Source organism: Polaromonas sp. P1_G2 (assembly GCF_056405515.1).
In genome coordinates, this window is the sequence record NZ_JBFUBY010000559.1 from 1 (window position 1) to 887 (window position 887).

General features: G+C 59.8%; 1 protein-coding gene. It reads left to right on the forward strand.

Annotation, left to right across the window (positions count from 1 at the left end):
• Window positions 1-262 precede the first annotated feature (262 nt).
• On the forward strand, window positions 263-887 hold a 625-nt coding region (locus AC1D0P_RS26160), incomplete at its 3' end, for a LacI family DNA-binding transcriptional regulator (RefSeq protein ID WP_477679388.1).

The window sequence follows — 887 nt, forward strand, 5'->3', positions numbered from 1 at the left end:
GGCTGTAATCGCGTGATGTGGGCTCCATGGAATCAATCAACTCAAAATGATCTTTTATTACGCCTCATTATGAGGTTACAGAAATCGACCACCCACTGTCAAGCGAAGCCAAACGCAGGGGATGACTGCAACTTCCGAAATGTAAGACGGCAATATCGCTAAGCCACTGGAAATTTACCGGAGTTCCGGCTAATACCTCATTTTGATGAGATTTTTCAGTGCGGTCGGAGCAGCGACGGCCTGCGCGACGATGAGGCCATTCGTGAAGAAAACCCGTCCGAAACTGGATGAGATTGCGCGCATCGCCGGCGTTTCCAAAGCAACTGTCGACAGAGTCCTCAACAACCGTCCCGGTGTGCAGGAACATACCCGCCTGCACGTGATGAACATCGTCGGCCAGCTGTCCGGCGAGACTGAAAAAGCGAGCCCGGCAGATACGATACGCCTCGATTTCGTGCTGCCGGGTGGCACCAACGCTTTCATCGCCGACCTTGCCCAGCATCTCGAACGCCAGGCGACCCAGCGCAACGACGCCGAGATTTTTGTTCACCGTCTTTCCGGCATCGAGCCCGAGGAGATCGCGCTGAAACTTGACAGCCTGCGGCCGGTCAGCCGGGGCGTCGGCCTGATCGGCCTCGACAGCCCGCTGGTGCGCGAGGCAGTCCGCAAGCTGATCGCCAACGGCGTCACCGTGCTGACGCTGGTCTCCGACATCAGCCATGTCGGGCGCGTCAGCTATGTCGGCRTCGACAACCGCGCCGCCGGCCGTCTCGSCGGCTATCTCATCGGCCGCTTCCTGCCCGGCGCGCGCGGCAAGGTGGCGCTGATCGCCGGTGCGCTCGCCTATCGCGGCCATGAAGAGCGCGAAATGGGTTTCCGCCATATCC